Raw genomic sequence first — 13,223 nt, forward strand, 5'->3', positions numbered from 1 at the left:
GACAGGCATCGGCCGGAACTCCCGGCCGGAACCCGGCAGTTGCGTGACGTGCCTCACATTCACCTCGGGGAACTCGCGGTGACCTCCCCCCGACTCCTCCTGCGAGCACCACGTCGGCCGGTCGACACCGGGGGAGAGAAGAGAGACGCACATGTCCGAGAGCCCACCGCTGCCGGACTCGCCGGTGACGCCACCGGCGAGTCCAGCGGCCGACGTTCCGCCACCCCGGTCGGACGGCGCCGCCAAGCCTGCGGCGACGACCGGTGGCGGCGGCGGGACGGCCTGGGGAAGTCCGCGTCCCCTGCTGCTGCGCCTGCACTTCTACGCCGGTGTGGTCATCGGTCCGTTCCTCCTCGTCGCCGCGGTGACCGGGCTCGCCTACACGGCCACGCCGCAGATCGAGTCGATCCTCTACGAGCACGAGTTGAAGGTGACGCCGCGGGGCCCGGCGGAACCGCTCTCCGTGCAGGTGGCCGCGGCCGAACGCGCCGTCCCGGACGGCACGTTGCTGTCGGTGACCAAGGGAGCCGGCCCCACGGACTCCACCCGCGTCACCTTCAGCAAGGACGGGCTGGCCGAGGGCTACACGCTGACCGCGTTCGTCGACCCGTACGACCACGAGGTACTGGGCACGCTGGAGACGTTCGGCCAGTGGCTGCCGGCGCGGGCCTGGCTCGACGACCTCCACCGGAACCTGCACCTGGGCGAGTTCGGCCGCAACTACAGCGAACTCGCCGCCAGCTGGCTGTGGGTGGAGGTGGTGGGCGGACTCGCCCTGTGGGCCGGAACTCCGCGCAACCGGCGGCGGTTGCGGCGCATGGCGGTGCCGGACGGCGGCGCCAAGGGGCGGCGACGCACGATGTCGTGGCACGGTGCGGTGGGGTTGTGGGCCTCGATCGGTCTGCTCGGCCTGTCGGCGACCGGCCTGACCTGGTCCGGTCACGCGGGAGCGAGTATCGGAGAGGTCCAGGAGGCCCTGGGCGGCTCCACACCCGCGGTCTCCACCGCGCTCCCCGCCGCCGGCGGAAAGGGAGGCGGCGAGGGAACGACGCACGACCTCGGCATCGACGCCGCGGTGGCCTCCGCGCGCGACGCCGGCCTGCGCGGCGTACTGGTCGTCACCCCGCCCGCCGAGGCCGCGACCGCGTACGTCGTGAAGGAGAACACCCGCTCCTGGCCCGTGCGGCAGGACTCGGTGGCGGTCGCCCCGGCCACCGGCGAGGTCACCCAGACCCTGCGTTTCGACGACTTCCCCGTACTGGCCAAGCTGACGAGCTGGGGCATCAACGCTCACATGGGCCTCCTCTTCGGCCTGGTCAACCAGATCGTCCTGGCGCTGCTCGCGATCGGGCTGATCGCGATGATCCTGTGGGGGTACCGCATGTGGTGGCTGCGCCGCCCGACCCGGAGCGAGGGCCTCGCACTCGGCCGTGCGCCCGCGCGCGGCGCCTGGCGGCGTCTGCCGGGACGCGTCCTGGCCCCTGCCGTGGTGCTCGCCGCCGTCGTCGGCTACTACCTGCCCTTGTTCGGGCTGCCGTTGCTGGTGTTCCTCGTCGTGGACGTGACAGTGGGCGCGGTGCGGCGACGCAGGGCGGGAGGCGTCGCATGATCGCCGCGAACGGACTGCGCTGGATCCTGACGCTGATGTTCGCCGCACCCGTCCTGTACGGGCTGTGGCGGCTGGTCCTGCCCACGACGGGCCCGACCGGGCGGGTGGGCCACGTGCTGCACGCCGCGATGGGAGTGCTCATGATCGCGATGACCTGGCCGTGGGGGACGGACCTGGCGGTGGCACCGCAGGTCGTCCTGTTCACGGCGGGTGCGCTGTGGTTCGTGGCGGCCTCCTTGCTCTGGCCCGGTGAGCGCTCCAGGACCGGAGCGGTGAAGGCCGCCTGGCCGCACGTCCTCATGATGGGAGCCATGGCCTGGATGGCGGCGGCCATGGGAACTTCGGGTGCGATGGCGGGTCACGGCGGCGGCACGGGGAACGACGGACACGAGGGGCACGCGGCGGCCGGCGTGTCTCTCGCCTCCATGAGCCTCACCGGCACGGGACCGAGCGTGGCGTCCGCCCTGCTCGCCGTGGCCCTGACCGCGATCGGCCTGGTCTGGCTCGCCCGGGCCTTCGACCTCGCCCGGGTGCGGGTGCCGCTGCCCGCGGGCGGTCCGGCACCGGCCGGCGCCGACACCACCGCCGCACTCGACCCGGCCTGCCACGCGCTGATGGCACTGGGCATGGCGGTGATGTTCGCCCTGTTCGCGTAGGGAGCGACCGGGCAGCGTCCGCACCACGGCCCCTCTGTTCCACCCGGTGACAGGCGTCACACCCGCGCCGGGGAACTCGAGCGCCGGCGCCCCCGACTCCTGTACCGGTGCGGCTCGGTCCAGTGGAAGCCGTACGAACGCGCGAGGCGATCGGGAGAGTCGACAGACGGCGCAGACACGGCAGTCCGCTTCCCGTGCGCCGGCCGGTTCGGTGCAGCGGATCCTGCCGCCTCCCGCCCTGCGCGGGTTCCTCGACCTGGTCGCCCGGACAGCTTCTAGGCGGTGACGGCGTCGCCCCGGGAGCGGTGGGCGCGGATCTCCGTGTGGTGGTCCGCGGCCCAGGCGATCAGCCGCATGGCGATCTCGTGCAGGCCGCGGCCGAGCGGGGCGAGGGCGTACTCCACCCGGGGCGGCACCTCGGCGTAGGCGGTGCGCGTGATCAAACCGTCCTCGACAAGCTGGCGCAGCGTGTGGGTGAGCATGCGCTGGGAGATGCCGGGGATCCGGCGCTGCAGGTCGGTGTAGCGCAGCGGGCCGTCGTCCAGGACGACGACGATCAGCATGCTCCACTTGTCGCCGACCCGGTCCAGCACCTGCCGGATGAAAGGCATGTGCTCGGCGGGGATGCTCGCACACGGCCCGGTCGCGGCCGCCATCTCCGTATCGGTGCTGTCCGGCATGGCGCCCATTCCTCTCCGTCGCGCACACGCGTGTGCCTTTTGTAACGACTTCCATACTGGCGCATCATGGCGCTACGAACAAAACGTAGGAATTGGAGGTCAGGCCATGAAGGTAGAAATCTGGGCCGAGGTCACCTGCCCCTGGTGCGGGCTCGGCAGCCACCGGGTGGACCGGGCCGTGGAGCGGTTCGAGCACAGCGACGAGGTCGAGACGGTCCACCACTCCTTCCCGCTGGGCGGCGGCCTCCCCATGGACCGCACGATCGGCGTCCGCGAGATCCTGCTGCGCAAGTACGGCATGAGCGGCACGCAGGCGGAGGCGGCGACCGGGCGGATCGAGACGCTGGCCGCCGCCGAGGGGCTGAGCCCCTACCGGGTGCTGAACAACGACGTCGGCAACACCGACCTGGCACACGAGTTCCTGGCCCACGCCACCGCGCACGGCAAGAACCGCGAGGCCTGGGACGCGATCTTCCACGCCTACTTCGGCAAGGCAGAACCCGTCTTCACCCTCGACGACCTGCTTCGGCTCTCCGACGAGCTGGGCCTGGACCGTGACCCGACGCGCCGGGCACTCACCGAGCGCAGGTACCGCGCCCAGGTCCGGGAAGACGCCCGCCGCGCGCAGCGTCTGGGCGCCACCGGCGCCCCGTTCATCGTCGTCGACGGCCGTTACGGCGTCCCCGGCGCCCAGAGCAGCGACGCCCTGCTCGCCCTGCTCCGTACCGCCTGGGACGAAGCCCACCCCGTCACCCTCACGCCCGCGGGCGACGCCCCGAGCTGCGGCCCCGCCGGCTGCGCCGTCCCCGCCCGACCCTGACCCGTCACTCCGCCCCCATCTCCTCGAAAGGCGCAACCACCATGTCGTACCTGCTGCACATCGACTCCTCCTCGCTCGGCGAGGCCTCCGTCTCCCGCCAGGTCGCCCGGTCCTTCCGCGACCAGTGGCAGGGGCCGGTCGTCCACCGCGACCTCGCTGCCTCTCCGGTGCCGCACCTGACGGCGGCGGGCGTCACCGCCCGCAACACCGACCCGGCCCGGCACACCCCCGAGCAGGCCAAGGCCCAGGCACTGCAGGATGAGCTGATCGAGGAGTTCCTCGGCGCCGGCGCGTACCTGTTCACGGTGCCGTTGTACAACCTGTCCATGCCCTCGGCGTTCAAGGCGTGGCTGGACCAGATCCTCGTCACGGACCGTACCTTCACCCACAGCGGCGCCTCCCCGGCCGCGGGCCGCCCCGCCCTGCTGATCTCCGCCCGCGGCGGCAGCTATGCCCCCGGCGCTCCGAGGGAGGGCCTGGACTACCTGGTGCCCACGCTGGAAACCGTCCTGGGCCACGAGGACCTCCTCGGCCTGGACGTCACCACCGTGACGCCCGAGCTGACCATGGCCCCCCACGTCCCGGCCCTCACCGCGCTCCTTCCCCTGCACGAGGCGTCCATGACGGCCGCCCACGACCAGGCCAGCGCCCTCGCCACGACCTTCGCCACCCGGGCAGCCTGACCGTCACCCCGAGTTCGTGCACGGCAAGCGGCGAGAGTCGAGCCCGGCCGATTGCTCGTGGTCCGGTGGCGGCGAAGTCGACGCGTGCGTCGATCACCGGCAATCGGCGGGTTCCCGAGGTGGGCGCCGGCCCGGGAGGATCCACTCCGTGGAGAGCAGCGGAGCATGGGGGCCGGGCGGAGTCTGCGACTACGAGGAGGCCATGCATGCGCCGGGTAGGTGACCTCGGGCACCGTCTCGCTGCGCCGTGATGATGTCAGTCGGCCCGGCGCCGGCCTTCCAGGGCGCGGCGCACTCCTCGTCGCGCGGAAGGGCCCGTCGACCTGTGCGAATGGGCGCGGCGCGCCCCGGTGGGAAATACTCTTCCGATGAGGTCTCGCACTTCCCCGGTCAGCCCGCCGATCACGATACGGCGGGCCGTCGCGCGGGATGCCAAACGGCTCACGCGGCTCGTGCGTGGGTCAGGTGCCTACGCGGGCCAGTACGCGGCCGCGGTCGCCGGCTACCGGGTCGGGCCCGATTACATCGAGGCCCACCGCGTCTTCGTGGCCGTCGGCGCCGACGACCAGGGAGGACGGGTCCTCGGGTTCTACTCCCTCGTCCTCGCTCCACCGGAGCTCGACCTGCTCTTCGTGGCCGACGAGGCGCAAGGGCGGGGTATTGGACGGCTGCTCGTCGCGCACATGGGGTCGGAGGCCCGTGCCGCCGGGCTCGACCGCGTCAGGGTCGTGTCGCATCTCCCCGCCGAGGGCTTCTACCACCGCGCCGGTGCGGTGCGGACCGGGACCGCGCTCGCGAATCCGCCCGCCGTGCCCTGGGACCGTCCCGAGTTCGAGTTCCGCGTCGCTTCGGAATGACGCGGTGCGCCCGTACGGGCTCACGCCAGGTCGGCGACCAGGTCTCCCGTGGTCCACGGGTCAAGGACTGCGGCCCATCGCCAGTGCCAGGGAAGAGCCGGTAGGCCGTGCCCGTCGCGCCCGGCGGGTCGACGTGCTCGTGATGCTCCTCGGCGTCTTCGGCGACGACACTCTCACGGCGAACGCGGCCGCGGTCTCGTCGGGGCGCCGCCGGTAGCCGAGCAGGGCGGGCTCCGGTCCCCGGGACACCACCGCCACCTGTGAAACCCGCGAACGCGTCCGGCAGTTCGGCGAGGTCGCCGGAGTGGACCGCCGCGTCCCGGCCGTGCGCCAGGTTCGTGCAGTCGCACCGGCCGGTGAACGTCCATTCGGCGTCGAAGAACGCGACCGACAGGTCCAGGTCGGTGCGATTGCCCTGCGGTTCCGTCCAGTGCAGGAAGAGCCGGAGTCCATCCCATCCAGGCTCGCCTCATCGCCAACGTATGCACCGGCCCGCCGCGGGCCGCCCATGGAACAGGGACCGGCCGGTCCGGCGGATGAGCGGGACCGGCCGGTCCCTGTTCCATGGGCGGTCAGTGGTGACCGTGCGGCCGCAGCCACTGCGGTCGGTGGGCGGCGGGGCGCCGGTGTCCGCCCGGCTCGGCCGCGTCGTTCGTGCTGCCCCCGCCTTCCAGCCGGCCGGCCATCGCGTCGCGCTCGGCGGCGGCCTGCTTGGCGGTCTCACGATCCCTGCGGCGCTTCTTGCCGCGGTGGCGTGCCAGGACGGTCCCGGCCAGAAGCATCCACATGCCCAGGCCGAAGATCAGGGTCAGGGCGATGCCACCGAGAAACGCCCCGAGCGTACTGATCGTGAATGGCTCGCTCCCCAGCAGGGTCACGGTGTAGTCCGGACCGCCGGACAGGTTGTACGCGATCAGCAGGCCCGCGAAGGCGGCGGCGCCCGCCATGAGCAGGAGTCCCAGCACCAGCATATTTCTCACCTCGTCGCACGTGGATGTCCTCCACCCGGGTCACCATGAGGAATGGTGCAAAACGCACAACACGGGGCATAACGTCGCGCCCCCGGTACCGCCCTGCCTCCGGGCCGGGTGCGGCGGCGTTCTACCCTGGCCGTCGAGTGCCTCGAGTGCCTCGAGTGCCGCTGCGAGCCGGCCGGCCTGTGGCCCCCGATGCCCCGGAGTAGGAGACCAGTCTGTGGATCTGCGAGCTGCCCTGGCCGCGCACCGCCTCGTCGCCATCGTGCGCGGAGACGACGCCGACGCCGCGCTGCGCACCGTGCTGACGCTGGCGGAGGAGGGCGTGGAACTCATCGAGGTGTCGTTGACCGGCAAGGACGCCCTCCGGGTCGTAGAACGCGCCAGAGCCGCCCTCGGCCCCGACCGGCCCCTGGGTGCCGGGACCGTCCTCACCGCGGACGACGCGGTGGCCGCCCACCGGGCCGGCGCCGACTTCGCGGTCACGCCGGGTCTGGGAGAGGGGGTCACGGCGGCCCGTGAACGGGGCATGCCCGTCCTGGCCGGTGTCATGACGCCCACCGACGTCATCGCCGCGCGCACCCTCGGCGCCACCGCGCTGAAGATCTTCCCGGCGGCCCAGGCGGGGGGACCCGCGTACGTGAAGGCGTTGCGCGGCCCCTTCCCGCACGAGATCCTCGTGCCCGTCGGCGGTATCGACGAGGCGGCGGCCCGTGCCCATCTGGCGGCGGGTGCCACCGCGGTCGGGGTCGGTTCCCCGCTGATCGGCGACGCCGCGGACGGAGGCAGCCTCGACGACCTCCGCACCCGTGCCCGCGCCTTCCGCGCCGCCGTGCGGGAGGCCCGGCCGTGACCGGCGCACGGCCCGAGCCCGAGGAGCACGACGACACCCCCGTACGCAGCCCTCAAAGCGACGCGGCCGTTCCGGCCACGGGCCCCTGGCGGCCGCCGCGGGGACCGGTGGTGTGTCTGGGGGAGACCATGGCGGCCCTGGCCCCGGCCCCGGTGGACTCGCTGGACGACACCGAGTCCCTGCGCCTGTCGGTGGCGGGCGCCGAATCGAACGTGGCCATGTACCTCGCGGACCTGGGCCTGCCCGTCTCCTGGCTCTCGGCGGTCGGTGACGACGCGCTCGGCCGCCGGGTCCGGGCGGCCGTCGCGCGGGCGGGCGTGGACGTCTCCGGCGTGCGCACCGATCCGGCACGGCCGACCGGCCTGCTCCTGAAGGACCCGGGCGCCGCCGGGACCCGCGTGCACTACTACCGCCGGGGTTCGGCGGCTTCGGCGCTCGGCCCCGACGTGCTGGACGACGAACGGTTCGGCGGGGCCGCCCTCCTCCACCTGACCGGGGTGACCCCGGCGCTGTCCCCGTCCTGCCGGGCCCTGGTGGAACGGGCGCTGCGCACTGCGCCGGCGCGGCGCACCCACGCCGTCAGCTTCGACGTCAACCACCGCCCCGCGCTGTGGCCGCCGGACACGGCCGCCACGGTGCTCCGGGACCTGGCCGACCGTGCCGACATCGCCTTCGTCGGCCTGGACGAGGCCCAGGACCTGTGGGGCGCGGACCTGGCCGCGACCGACGTCCGCCGGTTGCTGAGCGGCCCGCGCGTCCTCGTCGTCAAGGACGGCGGGCGGAGTGCCACCGCGTTCACCGGGCAGGGGGAGTGCACCGTGCCCGCGCTGACCACCGAGGTCGTGGAGCCGGTGGGTGCGGGCGACGCGTTCGCCGCCGGATTCCTCGCCGGACTCTGGCGCGGAACGGACCTCACCCGGGCCCTGCGCCTGGGCCACATCACCGCGGCCTCCGCGCTGAAGGTCGTGGGGGACCACGGGCCCCTGCCCGACGAGGACACCGTCGGGGCCATGCTGTCCCTCACCGAACAGGACTGGCGTCGGGCGCCGGTGTCGTAGGGGTCAGCACGCCCTGCTCGTGGCCCCGTCCACGACGAAGCCGATCCCGATGCCGAGCATCCAGGTGTCCTTCGCCAGGGCCGTCCCGTCCTGCGTCGGGCGCAGGCTGCCCTCCTCGCGCATCCCCGGCGTGCGCAGGTACAGACCCACCAGCCCGGCCGAGAAGGCGGTCAGGCCGATGCCGGCGACAGCCGTCGGCACGACCGGCAGGAGCAGCGCCGCACCGAGCGTGATCTCACCGGCGGAGAGTAGGCGGAGGAAGGTCGCGGGCCGCAGTCTGCCGAGGAACGGATAGGTGTTCTTCGCCATCCCGTGCATCATCGCGGCGGTCTGCTCGTCGGCCCCCCGCTTGGCCAGACCGGAATTGAGAATGAAGGCCCCGGTGGCGAGTCGTGGGGCGACGTGCCTGAGCTCGATGGGCAGACGCATGGGAACTCCTAGCGGCGTTTCCTCGAAGACACGCCCAGGCTAGGCCGCCCGTGTGCCCGGCGCAGTGCGGGCGTCCGAGGCCTGCGCCGATCGGGTCACGGCGCCCCCGTCGCGTACGCCCGGGCCAGTACGGGCGGATACTCCCGCCGCGGGACGCCTCGGGGGCCGCCGACCGGCAGCGTGGGTGGCGTGAAACTCGGCCGCCCCGCACGCAGGGCCTCCCTCGTCGTCCATGTCCTCGCCTCCGCCGCCTGGCTCGGGCTCACCCTCGGGCTGCTAGCGCTCGGCGTCACCGCGGCTGCCGACGCCTCCCCGGTCGCGGTGGAGGCCGCCGTCCGCTGCATGAAGCTGTTCGCCGACTGGCTGCTGCTCCCCCTCGCCCTGCTCACCCTGGTGAGCGGTCTGGTGCTGGCCCTGGGCACGCGGTGGGGCCTCGCCCGGCACCGGTGGGTGTACACGAAGTTCTGGCTGACCCTCGGCACGACCGTCGCCACGCTCTTCGCGCTGCGCCCCGGGGTGGACGCGGCGGTCGCCGCCGTGGCCGCCGGCGAGCCGCTGCCCGACGCGGGAGACGTGCTCTTCGGGCCGGTGGTCTCCCTGTCCGCCTACGTGTTCATGACGGTGCTGTCGCTCCTCAAGCCCTGGGGACTCACCCGGCGCGGCCGCCGGCTGCGCGAGCGTCCTGCGGGCGTCCGCCCGCCGCTCACCCGCTCGGGCACAGGGGCCGGCCCACCCAGGAGAAGCTGGAGAAGGACCTAGCGGCCGCCCTCACCTCCCTGGGCCGCAGCGTGCGCCGCGGCTACCCGGTCGACGAGGCCAAGGGCCACGGATTCATCGACAGTCAGCGCGCCGGCATCGAGGTCTTCCTCGGCACGGCCCTCGCCCGGCAGTTGCGCGCGGAGAAGGCGATCACCGGCGTCTTCGACGAGCGCTGCATGGGCATGTACAACGCCGTCACCAACCGGTGGTTCTTAGTATGAGCCCATGAGCGGCTCAGTTCCGGACACGATGCGGGCGGCGTACATCGACGCCGTCGGACCCGCCGATGCCATCCGGTACGGAGAACTCCCCGTACCACCGACCGGGCCCACGGACGCACTGGTTCGGGTGGCGGCCGTAGCCGCCAACCCCGTGGACACCTTCGTACGGTCCGGTGCGTACGCCACACCGCTGCCGCTGCCCTTCGTCGTCGGCCGCGACCTGGTGGGCGAGGTCGCCGTGGCCGGACCCGGTGCCGCGGGCCTCACCGTCGGGCAGCGGGTGTGGTGCAACAGCCTCGGGCACGCGGGCCGGCAGGGTTCCTTCGCCCAGTACGCGACGGTCGCCGCCGAACGCCTCTACCCGGCGCCGTCCGGCATCGACGCGGAGCACCTCGTGGCGGCCGCCCACCCGGCGGCCTCCGCCTGGCTCGCCCTGTTCCGGCACGGCCGGCTGCGGGCGGGGGAGACCGTGTACGTCGGAGGCGGCGCGGGGAACGTGGGCGGCGCCGCCGTAGCCCTGGCCGCCCGGGCCGGGGCCCGCGTGGTCGCCACGGCGCGTGCGGAGGACGCCGGGGCGGTGCGTGAGCTGGGCGCCGCCGAGGTCCTCGACCACCACGCGCCCGACCTCGAAGCGCGCGTGCGCGGGGCCGCCCCCGACGGCTACGACGTGCACCTGGACACGTCCGGCCAGGGGGTGCTCGCCGACGCCGTGGACTCGCTGGCGCGGGGCGGGCGGCTGGTCGCGATGGTGGGACTGGGCACCGGGCCGTCCGCACTGTCCGTGGGCGGGCTCTACACGAAGGACGCGAGCATCGTCGGGTTCGCCATCAGCAACGCGACGACCGCCGACCTCGCCGAGGCGGCGCGGGGCGTCGTGGGCGTCCTCGCGGACACCCCGTGGCGCCCGCGCATCGCCGACCGGCTGCCGCTGTCGATGACGGCCGAGGCCCACCGCAGGCTGGAGGCCGGCGAGGTGCGGGGGCGTCTGGTCCTCAGGCCCTCTTGATCGTCTTTCCGGCCGGCCGGGCGCGGTCCATGATGGGCATGTCGGAGAAAACCCGGAATGCGAAACCCGTGACAAGAGCGTGGGGGTCCAGGAATGCGCCGTGAAGACCTGCCGGCACCGGAGTCGGGACTGCTGCTCACCCACTTCCTCACCGTGGCCGACGTGCCGCGCTCGCGCGCCTTCTACTCCGAGGTGCTCGGCGGCGAGGTCGTGCTCGCGGAGAACCCGTGCATCGTCAAGCTCGCGAACAGCTGGATCATCATGAACCCGGGCGGCGGACCGACGCCGGACAAGCCCGACGTCACCCTGCGCCCGCCGGAGGACCCCGGGACGGCCACGAGCTTCCTCAACATCCGGGTGGCCGACATCGAGCGCTGCCACCGGGAGTGGAGCGCGCTCGGCGCCGAGTTCCTCACCCCGCCGATCGACCGGAAGGCCGAGCTGCGGTGCTACCTGCGCGACCCCGACGGGTACCTGATCGAGGTCGGCCAGGCCACCGGGCTGCTGGAGGGCATCCTCGCCGATCCGCCCGCGGGCCGGGGCTGACCCCTGCCGGCGGGTCCGGCAGGGCCTCTCAGGGCTGCGGGCGGACGGTCAGCATCTGCTGGGCGTGACCCACGGGACCGTCCAGATCGTGCAGCACGGTGCTGGTGATGCCCTGGCCGGTGGGCCCGAAGACGACGGTGGTGTCCAAGCCGGTCCAGCGCCCCCGCGGCGCGCGGTGCAGGTGCAGGGTCAGATCGACGTTCGGGAACATCCACTCCCGCGGCGACTGCCGCACCGCGATGCCGTTGGCCGTGTCGACCAGCGTGACGTAGGAGGCCAGCGGACTCGCGCTCTCCCCGGCGACGAGGTCGAGGCCGGTGGAGATCCAGGCGGTGGTGCGACCCGGCCGGGGCGGGGCGAGCGGGCGTACGTCCAGGGAGGCGATGTACCCGCCGGGCCACTCGGTGTCCATCGGCCAGCGGGACAGCGTGTCCGGCGAGGCGAGCCGGTCGGCACCGCCACCGGCGACGGCGCTCGTGTCCCCGTCGGCCAGCAGCCACGCCCTGGCCCGTGCCACCGACCGGTCCGCTATCAGCACGGTCGCCTCGACCAGCTCGATGGTGCGTCCCGGCCGGACGGTCTCCACCCGTATCTCGCACTCGTCGAGCGCCGGGCGGCCCAGGATGTCGAAGCTGATCCGGCTCAGTGACATGCTCGCACCGGCACGACCCGCCAGATGGCGGTCCACGGCGTGGACGATCAGCCCCCCGAGCGGACTGAAGTGCTGCTCGTCCGAGCTCCACGCGCCGCCCGCGTGCGGAGTGGGCTTGTAGCGGTGCTCGTCGATCCGCTCGTAGTAGCTGTCCGGGGTCGCTGTGCTGGTGTTCAACGGGCTGCTCCTGGGACGACGGCGGGGCCGCGACCAGGATAGTTCGGCGGCGAATCACCGCCCCGACCGAGTGATGCGCCCCCGGCTGGGAACCCAGACGGCCCGAATGCCGAAGGCGGGGCGCGCAGGCGAAGGAGCACCACGATGGCGAAGAAGCGCGACGACCGCGAGAGCCTGAAGAAGGGCGACAAGGTCACCTGGAGCAGCCACGGCTCCCGCACCGAGGGGGAGGTGGAGAAGAAGATCACCAAGCGCACCGAAGCGGCCGGCCGCACCGTGGACGCCTCCGCCGACGACCCGCAGTACCAGGTCCGCAGCGACCGGTCGGGCCGGTCGGCGGTGCACAAGCCGTCCGCGCTGAAGAGGAAGTGAGGAGCCATGGACGGCGACGAGCAGGACCGGACCCGGGACGACTTCCACGAACTGGTGAACATGACACCGGCCGGACTGGACCGGTGGCTCGACACCGACGAGTCGCGGGACGCCGGGCACCACCAGGACGGGGGCGAGTCCGTCGGGCACGCGTCCGGCCGCCGGATCGTCGAGATCCTGCGCAAGAACAAGGGCGACCTCTCCGACGACGACTACGAGCACATGCGCAAGGTCGTCGGCTACGTCCGACGCCACCTGGCCCAGCGCCCGTCGGGCGACGTCGAGGACACCCGGTGGCGGTACTCGCTCATGAACTGGGGCCACGACCCCCTGGCCCGCCATGGATGACGACGACCCGCACCGGCGCCCCGAGGGCGTCAGCGACGAGACCGTCGAGGCCCTCGGGTCCCTGTCCAAGGCCCTGGAGACGACCGAGTGCGCCCGCGGCCACCTGTTCGCCTTCCACCAGCACACCGGCTCGGCGGACTTCGAACTCGACCGCGCCGTCGAGCTGCTGCGCGCCGCGGGGCACCCGGAGCTGGCGGAGCGGGTGCGCACCGAGATCCTCGGCCGCAACGTCATCCCCGGCCACTGGACGTTCCAGATCGTCGACGCCTACGACCGGACGTACTACCAGCCGTTCCGGGACCTGGAGCGGGATGCGGTGGCGCGTCTCGCCGCGGGCCGCCGCCACCTGTACGAGGCGGAGCTGAAGGAGGTCCGGCGGACCCGGAACCACCCGGACCACACATCCCGTCCGGACGGCCCCCGCGCCTGACGGTCGCCCGCGCCCGGGGCTCCGTCGCGTCCGCGGGCCCGCCTGAAGCGGCCCAGGCCCTCGGAGAGGCCGACGATCGGGTCCCGGGGGCTC

The 13,223-nt window shown here is 73.3% G+C and carries 18 protein-coding genes; 14 read left to right on the forward strand and 4 right to left on the reverse strand.

From position 1 onward, the window contains the following. Positions 1-151: 151 nt before the first annotated feature. Positions 152-1,609: a PepSY-associated TM helix domain-containing protein gene (locus tag ACFYZ3_RS09950; RefSeq protein ID WP_388515103.1), complete on the forward strand. Its 1,458-nt coding sequence runs from the start codon at positions 152-154 to the stop codon at positions 1,607-1,609. Then, positions 1,606-2,265, forward strand: coding sequence for a DUF5134 domain-containing protein (locus tag ACFYZ3_RS09955; RefSeq protein ID WP_388515104.1), 660 nt, complete (start codon positions 1,606-1,608; stop codon positions 2,263-2,265). The genes ACFYZ3_RS09950 and ACFYZ3_RS09955 overlap by 4 nt, the downstream gene beginning before the upstream one ends. Positions 2,266-2,540: 275 nt before the next feature. Here ACFYZ3_RS09955 and ACFYZ3_RS09960 read toward each other — a convergent pair whose 3' ends face one another. Further along, a complete protein-coding gene (locus ACFYZ3_RS09960) occupies positions 2,541-2,954 on the reverse strand; it encodes a winged helix-turn-helix transcriptional regulator (protein WP_388515105.1) in 414 nt (137 codons plus the stop codon). Between the two features lie 97 nt (positions 2,955-3,051). Between ACFYZ3_RS09960 and ACFYZ3_RS09965 the strand changes: the two genes are divergently transcribed. The 3 genes from ACFYZ3_RS09965 to ACFYZ3_RS09975 all read left to right on the forward strand — a co-directional run bounded on the left by ACFYZ3_RS09965 (position 3,052) and on the right by ACFYZ3_RS09975 (position 5,305). After that, complete coding sequence (locus tag ACFYZ3_RS09965) at positions 3,052-3,765, forward strand: DsbA family protein (protein ID WP_388515106.1); 714 nt, start codon at positions 3,052-3,054, stop codon at positions 3,763-3,765. A gap of 41 nt (positions 3,766-3,806) precedes the next feature. After that, positions 3,807-4,448: an FMN-dependent NADH-azoreductase gene (locus ACFYZ3_RS09970; protein ID WP_388515107.1), complete on the forward strand. Its 642-nt coding sequence runs from the start codon at positions 3,807-3,809 to the stop codon at positions 4,446-4,448. A gap of 368 nt (positions 4,449-4,816) precedes the next feature. Then, positions 4,817-5,305 (forward strand): GNAT family N-acetyltransferase, encoded by a 489-nt coding sequence (locus ACFYZ3_RS09975; protein ID WP_388515108.1) that lies wholly within the window; start codon positions 4,817-4,819, stop codon positions 5,303-5,305. 572 nt (positions 5,306-5,877) lie between these two features. Here ACFYZ3_RS09975 and ACFYZ3_RS09980 read toward each other — a convergent pair. Further along, positions 5,878-6,276, reverse strand: a complete 399-nt coding sequence (locus ACFYZ3_RS09980; RefSeq protein ID WP_361002916.1) for a hypothetical protein — start codon at positions 6,274-6,276, stop codon at positions 5,878-5,880. A gap of 223 nt (positions 6,277-6,499) precedes the next feature. Between ACFYZ3_RS09980 and ACFYZ3_RS09985 the strand changes: the two genes are divergently transcribed. Further along, positions 6,500-7,132, forward strand: a complete 633-nt coding sequence (locus ACFYZ3_RS09985) for a bifunctional 4-hydroxy-2-oxoglutarate aldolase/2-dehydro-3-deoxy-phosphogluconate aldolase (protein WP_388515109.1) — start codon at positions 6,500-6,502, stop codon at positions 7,130-7,132. Next, positions 7,129-8,190 carry a sugar kinase gene (locus ACFYZ3_RS09990; protein WP_388515110.1) on the forward strand — a complete coding sequence of 354 codons (1,062 nt, stop codon included), beginning with the start codon at positions 7,129-7,131 and terminating at the stop codon, positions 8,188-8,190. Before ACFYZ3_RS09985 ends, ACFYZ3_RS09990 begins: the two co-directional genes overlap by 4 nt. A gap of 3 nt (positions 8,191-8,193) precedes the next feature. Here the strand turns inward: ACFYZ3_RS09990 and ACFYZ3_RS09995 are convergent, their stop codons facing one another. After that, on the reverse strand, positions 8,194-8,619 hold the full coding sequence (locus ACFYZ3_RS09995; RefSeq protein ID WP_361002908.1) for a hypothetical protein: 426 nt from the start codon (positions 8,617-8,619) through the stop codon (positions 8,194-8,196). A gap of 189 nt (positions 8,620-8,808) precedes the next feature. On the opposite strand from ACFYZ3_RS09995, the gene ACFYZ3_RS10000 reads away from it, so the two are divergent. The 4 genes from ACFYZ3_RS10000 (at position 8,809) to ACFYZ3_RS10015 (ending at position 11,151) form a co-directional block, all read left to right on the forward strand. Beyond that, positions 8,809-9,378, forward strand: coding sequence for a DUF2269 family protein (locus tag ACFYZ3_RS10000; protein ID WP_388515111.1), 570 nt, complete (start codon positions 8,809-8,811; stop codon positions 9,376-9,378). A 29-nt stretch (positions 9,379-9,407) separates the two neighbouring features. Beyond that, complete coding sequence (locus ACFYZ3_RS10005; protein ID WP_388515112.1) at positions 9,408-9,599, forward strand: hypothetical protein; 192 nt, start codon at positions 9,408-9,410, stop codon at positions 9,597-9,599. Between the two features lie 4 nt (positions 9,600-9,603). Beyond that, positions 9,604-10,605: an NADPH:quinone reductase gene (locus ACFYZ3_RS10010; RefSeq protein ID WP_388515113.1), complete on the forward strand. Its 1,002-nt coding sequence runs from the start codon at positions 9,604-9,606 to the stop codon at positions 10,603-10,605. A 93-nt stretch (positions 10,606-10,698) separates the two neighbouring features. Continuing rightward, positions 10,699-11,151, forward strand: coding sequence for a VOC family protein (locus ACFYZ3_RS10015; protein ID WP_388515114.1), 453 nt, complete (start codon positions 10,699-10,701; stop codon positions 11,149-11,151). Between the two features lie 28 nt (positions 11,152-11,179). On the opposite strand, the gene ACFYZ3_RS10020 is transcribed toward ACFYZ3_RS10015, so the two are convergent. After that, the gene (locus tag ACFYZ3_RS10020; protein WP_388515115.1) at positions 11,180-11,980 is read right to left on the reverse strand and encodes a thioesterase family protein; all 801 of its coding nucleotides are present in this window, start codon (positions 11,978-11,980) and stop codon (positions 11,180-11,182) included. A gap of 144 nt (positions 11,981-12,124) precedes the next feature. On the opposite strand from ACFYZ3_RS10020, the gene ACFYZ3_RS10025 reads away from it, so the two are divergent. The 3 genes from ACFYZ3_RS10025 to ACFYZ3_RS10035 are packed head-to-tail and all read left to right on the forward strand — an operon-like array spanning position 12,125 to position 13,130. Next, on the forward strand, positions 12,125-12,352 hold the full coding sequence (locus ACFYZ3_RS10025; RefSeq protein ID WP_388515116.1) for a DUF2945 domain-containing protein: 228 nt from the start codon (positions 12,125-12,127) through the stop codon (positions 12,350-12,352). 6 nt (positions 12,353-12,358) lie between these two features. After that, positions 12,359-12,700, forward strand: coding sequence for a DUF3140 domain-containing protein (locus ACFYZ3_RS10030; RefSeq protein ID WP_388515117.1), 342 nt, complete (start codon positions 12,359-12,361; stop codon positions 12,698-12,700). Next, complete coding sequence (locus tag ACFYZ3_RS10035) at positions 12,693-13,130, forward strand: hypothetical protein (RefSeq protein ID WP_388515118.1); 438 nt, start codon at positions 12,693-12,695, stop codon at positions 13,128-13,130. The genes ACFYZ3_RS10030 and ACFYZ3_RS10035 overlap by 8 nt, the downstream gene beginning before the upstream one ends. Positions 13,131-13,223 lie beyond the last annotated feature (93 nt).

It is taken from the genome of Streptomyces sp. NPDC001599 (genome assembly GCF_042893535.1).
GTDB lineage: Bacteria > Actinomycetota > Actinomycetes > Streptomycetales > Streptomycetaceae > Streptomyces.

Bases quoted from the DNA above. Each gene is read 5' to 3' on its own strand.
- ACFYZ3_RS09980 (WP_361002916.1), bottom strand. From the start codon at position 6,276: ATGCTGGTGCTGGGACTCCTGCTCATGGCGGGCGCCGCCGCCTTCGCG.
- ACFYZ3_RS09995 (WP_361002908.1), bottom strand. From the start codon at position 8,619: ATGCGTCTGCCCATCGAGCTCAGGCACGTCGCCCCACGACTCGCCACC.
- ACFYZ3_RS09975 (WP_388515108.1), top strand. From the start codon at position 4,817: ATGAGGTCTCGCACTTCCCCGGTCAGCCCGCCGATCACGATACGGCGG.
- ACFYZ3_RS10030 (WP_388515117.1), top strand. From the start codon at position 12,359: ATGGACGGCGACGAGCAGGACCGGACCCGGGACGACTTCCACGAACTG.
- ACFYZ3_RS09960 (WP_388515105.1), bottom strand. From the start codon at position 2,954: ATGGGCGCCATGCCGGACAGCACCGATACGGAGATGGCGGCCGCGACC.
- ACFYZ3_RS10035 (WP_388515118.1), top strand. From the start codon at position 12,693: ATGGATGACGACGACCCGCACCGGCGCCCCGAGGGCGTCAGCGACGAG.
- ACFYZ3_RS09965 (WP_388515106.1), top strand. From the start codon at position 3,052: ATGAAGGTAGAAATCTGGGCCGAGGTCACCTGCCCCTGGTGCGGGCTC.
- ACFYZ3_RS10010 (WP_388515113.1), top strand. From the start codon at position 9,604: ATGAGCGGCTCAGTTCCGGACACGATGCGGGCGGCGTACATCGACGCC.
- ACFYZ3_RS10025 (WP_388515116.1), top strand. From the start codon at position 12,125: ATGGCGAAGAAGCGCGACGACCGCGAGAGCCTGAAGAAGGGCGACAAG.
- ACFYZ3_RS09950 (WP_388515103.1), top strand. From the start codon at position 152: ATGTCCGAGAGCCCACCGCTGCCGGACTCGCCGGTGACGCCACCGGCG.
- ACFYZ3_RS09955 (WP_388515104.1), top strand. From the start codon at position 1,606: ATGATCGCCGCGAACGGACTGCGCTGGATCCTGACGCTGATGTTCGCC.
- ACFYZ3_RS09970 (WP_388515107.1), top strand. From the start codon at position 3,807: ATGTCGTACCTGCTGCACATCGACTCCTCCTCGCTCGGCGAGGCCTCC.
- ACFYZ3_RS10015 (WP_388515114.1), top strand. From the start codon at position 10,699: ATGCGCCGTGAAGACCTGCCGGCACCGGAGTCGGGACTGCTGCTCACC.